At 66.5% G+C, this 4,787-nt stretch carries 3 protein-coding genes and 1 rRNA gene; 3 read left to right on the top strand and 1 reads right to left on the bottom strand.

The annotated features are described in order from the left end of the window. Positions 1-11 precede the first annotated feature (11 nt). The 3 genes from rrf to PUN71_RS22835 all read left to right on the top strand — a co-directional run bounded on the left by rrf (position 12) and on the right by PUN71_RS22835 (position 4,361). Positions 12-128, top strand: a 5S ribosomal RNA gene (rrf, locus tag PUN71_RS22845). Positions 129-201: 73 nt separating this feature from the next. Then, positions 202-1,209 carry a LacI family DNA-binding transcriptional regulator gene (locus PUN71_RS22840; RefSeq protein ID WP_277800275.1) on the top strand — a complete coding sequence of 336 codons (1,008 nt, stop codon included), beginning with the start codon at positions 202-204 and terminating at the stop codon, positions 1,207-1,209. 92 nt (positions 1,210-1,301) lie between these two features. Beyond that, a complete protein-coding gene (locus tag PUN71_RS22835) occupies positions 1,302-4,361 on the top strand; it encodes a glycoside hydrolase family 2 TIM barrel-domain containing protein (protein ID WP_277800274.1) in 3,060 nt (1,019 codons plus the stop codon). A 115-nt stretch (positions 4,362-4,476) separates the two neighbouring features. On the opposite strand, the gene PUN71_RS22830 is transcribed toward PUN71_RS22835, so the two are convergent. Then, on the bottom strand, positions 4,477-4,787 hold a 311-nt coding region (locus PUN71_RS22830), incomplete at its 5' end, for a hypothetical protein (protein ID WP_277800273.1).

Genomic DNA, 4,787 nt, shown 5'->3' with positions numbered 1-4,787 from the left:
GGTAGAAGGGTTACGGCGGTCATAGCGTGGGGGAAACGCCCGGTCCCATTCCGAACCCGGAAGCTAAGACCCACAGCGCCGATGGTACTGCACCCGGGAGGGTGTGGGAGAGTAGGTCACCGCCGGACACACACTAGAGCAGGGCCCTGACAACGACATGTCAGGGCCCTGCGGCTTTTAACGCCGGTACACTTACGGGTGATGAACCCCCAAGCCCCAAACCCCCGGGACAGGCGCGCCACCATCCTGGATGTGGCGGCCGCAGCCGGCGTATCCCGCCAGACGGTGACCCGGGCCATGAACAATATGGCCGGCATCAGTGCCGGGACCAGGGAGCGGGTCCAGGGAATCGCGGCGGAGCTGGGCTACACGCCCAGCCGGTTTGCGAAGGGGTTGGTGCAGGGGGCCGGGATCTCGGTGGGCCTGGCCATCCCGGACCTGACCAACCCGTACTTCCCCGCCTTCGCCTCAAGCGTGGTGGAGGCCGCCACGGAACGCGGCTGGAATGTGGTGGTTGATGATTATGGCCATGGCACGGGAAGCGCCGCAGACGCCGCCTCGCGCCTGGCGCCACAAGTGGACGCCCTGATCGGATATCTCGAGCCGCACCCGGATGAAGCGCAGGCCCTGATGGGCCGGCGGCCGGTCGTCGCCCTGGATTCCCCGGGGGCGGACACTGCCGGCGGGATTTCTTTTGACTACCGCCACGCAGCGCGGCTGGCCCTCACCCACCTCGCAGCAACCGGACGCCGGAACATCGTCTTCCTGGACACAGACCAAGGGCACCCGGCCAACAACCGGAGCGCGGCTGCAGCCGACGTGGCGCAGCAGGCGGGGATCCAGCTTGCCCTCATCCGGGCGCACCCCTCCGCGGCCGCGGCGAGGGCAGCGGTGGCCCTGCTTGCAGCCGACGGTGAACGCCCCGACGGCATCCTCGCGTTCAACGACCTGATGGCAGCCGGCGCGTTGAAGGCACTCCGGGAGTCCGGGGTGGCAGTTCCCCGCGACTGTTCGGTGATCGGTATGGATGGCATACCGCTCGGGGAACTCCTGACGCCCGAATTGACCACTCTCTCACTGGACCTGCGCGCCGTGGGGCGGTCCGCCGTCGGCCTCCTGGATGGATTGCTGTCCGGATCAATCCAGGACCGGAGCCCCGGGGCCTACCTCACCCTGCAGCACCAGCTGATCGTCCGGCAGTCCGCCTGACCCCTACTCAAATAGGCCGTAGGAGGATATGATCTTGTGACGGTTCGTGAACGTTCACGCAGCAGGCCCAGTCTTCTTCCCCAAGGAAATCCATGTCAGCGAATACCTCCGCCGCAACTGCCGGCGTCCCGCCCGTTTCGACCGCCGCGGGGACCCCCCGCACCCTCGATGTCGGCGCTGAGGGCGTCCGCGAGCTGGCCCGGCGCGGCCCAGGCAAGGGGTCCCTCCCTCCGCGTGCGTATTTGCTGTCGGACGCGCCCAAGCTGTCGCTCAACGGGGAATGGCGGTTCCGGCTCAGCCCCGGAATCCGGACAGCCCCCAACGACGGGTGGCAGCACGGCACAGACCTTTCCGGCTTCACCACCCTCCCTGTGCCGTCCAGCTGGAACATGCACGGGCATGGAAGCCCGGCCTACACCAACGTCCAGTTCCCCTTCCCGGTGGAACCACCCCACGTCCCTGACGCCAACCCCATCGGTGACCACCTGGTGACCTTCCACGCAGGACCGGAATTCCTTCCCGATGCCCTCCTCCGGTTCGACGGCGTCGATTCCGCCGGCACCGTGTGGCTCAACGGAGTGGAGCTCGGAACCACCCGCGGAAGCCGGCTGGCCCATGAGTTCGACGTCTCGGGCATCCTCGTCGAAGGAACCAACACCCTGGCCGTAAGGGTGGCCCAGTTCTCCGCCGCCAGCTACGTGGAGGACCAGGACATGTGGTGGCTCCCGGGGATCTTCCGGGACGTGACCCTGCAGGCCCGCCCCCTGGACGGCATCGACGATGTCTTCGTCCACGCCGGTTATGACCCCGCCACGGGCCAAGGCACCCTCCGCATCGAGGCGACCCGGGCCGGCCAGGCGATTGACGCCGTCGTCCGTGTTCCCGAGCTCTCCCTGGAACTTCCGGCAGGGGTGGAACACCACATCCCTGAGGTGGCTCCGTGGTCCGCCGAAATACCCCGCCTCTACGATGCCACCGTCAGCACCCCGGGGGAGACCGTTTCCCTCCGGCTGGGTTTCCGGAGCATCACTATCGAAGACGCCCAGTTCAAGGTGAACGGCCGCCGCATCCTGCTGCGGGGCGTCAACCGCCACGAGCACCACCCACGGCTGGGACGTGTGGTGCCACGCGACGTCGTGGAGGCCGAACTGCGCCTGATGAAGCAGCACAACATCAACGCCATCCGGACCTCGCACTACCCGCCGCACCCCGAATTCCTGGCACTGGCAGACCAGCTGGGCTTCTATGTGGTCCTTGAGTGCGACCTGGAAACGCACGGCTTCCACAGCGCGGGCTGGGCGCAGAATCCAAGCGATGATCCGCAATGGGAGGATGCGCTGCTCGACCGGATGCGTCGGACCGTCGAACGCGACAAGAACCATCCGTCGGTGATCATGTGGTCCCTGGGTAACGAGGCAGGCACTGGCCGGAACCTTGCAGCCATGTCCCGATTGGCCAAGGACCGCGACCCGTCCCGTCCCATCCACTACGAGGGCGACTGGTCGTCACCGGACGTGGACGTCTACTCCCGGATGTACGCCAGCCAGGCCGAAACCGCGCTCATCGGGCAGGGCATTGAACCGGCCCTCGAGGACCCCGAACTGGACGCGCGTCGACGTGCCATGCCGTTCGTGCTGTGCGAATACGTCCACGCCATGGGCAACGGCCCGGGAGGCATGAGCGAGTACCAGGAGCTGTTCGAGAAGTATCCGCGGCTGATGGGCGGGTTCGTCTGGGAATGGCTGGAGCACGGAATCACCGTTCCCACTCCGGGCGGAGGCGAGCACTTCGCCTACGGTGGTGACTTCGGTGAGGAAGTCCACGACGGAAACTTCGTCACGGACGGCCTGGTGGACGCCAATCGCAAGCCCCGCCCCGGCCTGCTTGATTTCAAGAAGGTGGTGGAGCCGCTGCACATCGCGGTCCCGGACTCGTGGGCCAGCTTCACAGTCCGGAACGGCCAGGACTTTGCGGATACCTCCGCCTTCCGCTTCCACTACACAGTAGAGGCCGACGGCGGCACGCGGCTTGAGGGAACAGTGGCCGTTGCGCCGTTGGCAGCCCAATCCGAGGCCGTGGTAGACCTGCCGGCTGAGGTTGCCGGCTACGCGGCCGGCCAGCATGAACGGCCGGATGGTTCGGAGGGCCCTGAGGGCGGGACCGCGGTCCTCACCGTGAGTGCTGTGCTCGCCATGGATGCCCCCTGGGCGGCTGCAGGACATGAGGTTGCCTGGGGCCAGTCGGTCCGTTCCGCCGCTGCACCCACCGGTGTCCGTGCCGAAGACACTGTGGAGGCCGGGGACCGCGAACTGCGCCTCGGTACCGCCGTCTTCAGCCGGGCCACAGGCATGCCCACAGCCATTGGCGGACTTCCCGTGGACAAGTTCGGCCTGGTCCTCTGGTGGCCTCCCACCGACAACGATCTTGGCCGCGAATGGGGGAGCGACGACCCGCGGCCCCTTGCTGCGCAGTGGAAGGACGCGGGGCTGGACCGGATGCACACCCGCCTCCTCGGGATCACTGCAGAGCCGGCAGCCGACGGAGGTGAGCAGCTGCGCGTCAGCACCCGCATGGCTGCAGCGGACAAGCAGTTCGGAGTATTGGTTGACTACCTGTGGACCAGCGGCGGCGGCTCCCTGGCTTTGCGGACGCAGGTCCGGCCGGTGGGGGACTGGGCCAACGCGGGCTTCGGGGTGGAGTGGGCACGCATTGGGGTGGAGCTCGTGCTGGGCGCCGAAACCAGCGCGGTCAGCTGGCTCGGCCAAGGGCCGCACCAGAGCTACCCGGACACCGGCCAAGGTGCCCGGGTGGGATGGTTTGAACTCCCACTCGGTGAGCTGGACGTCGATTATGTCCGGCCGCAGGAATCGGGAGCCCGGTCCAGTGTGGTGTCCGCGGTGCTCGAAACAGGTGGCCGGCAATTGAGCGTGGCCGGTGAGCCCTTTGCCCTGACCGTTCGGCCCTACAGCCTCCGTGCGCTCGAGGCGGCCACGCACCGTCCGGATCTTCTGGCGGGCGGCCGCAGCTACATCTACGTGGACCACATCCTCAGGGGTGTGGGAACGGCCGCCTGCGGCCCGGGGGTATTGGAACCGTACCGGCTGAAGCCCCGGGAGGCTGACTTCCAAGTGGTCCTTCGCGTGCTTGGCTAGGGAACCTCGGGATGTGTGCCACTCCACATGGGCAATAGAAGTGCCCGATGAGGGCGGAAGGACCCCTTGCGCCGCCAAAAACCGCTGCAATCCGCGCTTTCTGACGGTGCGGGAGTCACTTTCGCCCCGGTTTGCGATGGGCCGGGTGTGCGTGTATTGTTTTCTGAGTCGCCGCGGGGGAGACAGTGAAGAACTGTTCACCGGGTGGCCAAAACCCCCAATTCAAAGCCAGGTTCTGGTTGCTCTTTAGGGTGCTGGGAATCGGTGTGGGGCGGTCTTCTGTTCGATGGAAATCCTGAGATGATGGATTTGCTTCGGGGTGGGGGATCGGGTAAGTTTGAAAAGTTGCTCCGGAGCGATCCTGAACGTTGGTTTGGGTGGTGCCGGGTGTGTCTGTTGTTTGAGAACTCAATAGTGTGCCAAGTT

It is taken from the genome of Arthrobacter sp. NQ7 (genome assembly GCF_029581595.2).
Lineage (GTDB): Bacteria > Actinomycetota > Actinomycetes > Actinomycetales > Micrococcaceae > Arthrobacter > Arthrobacter phenanthrenivorans_B.
This window is presented reverse-complemented; position numbering and strand designations above follow the sequence as displayed.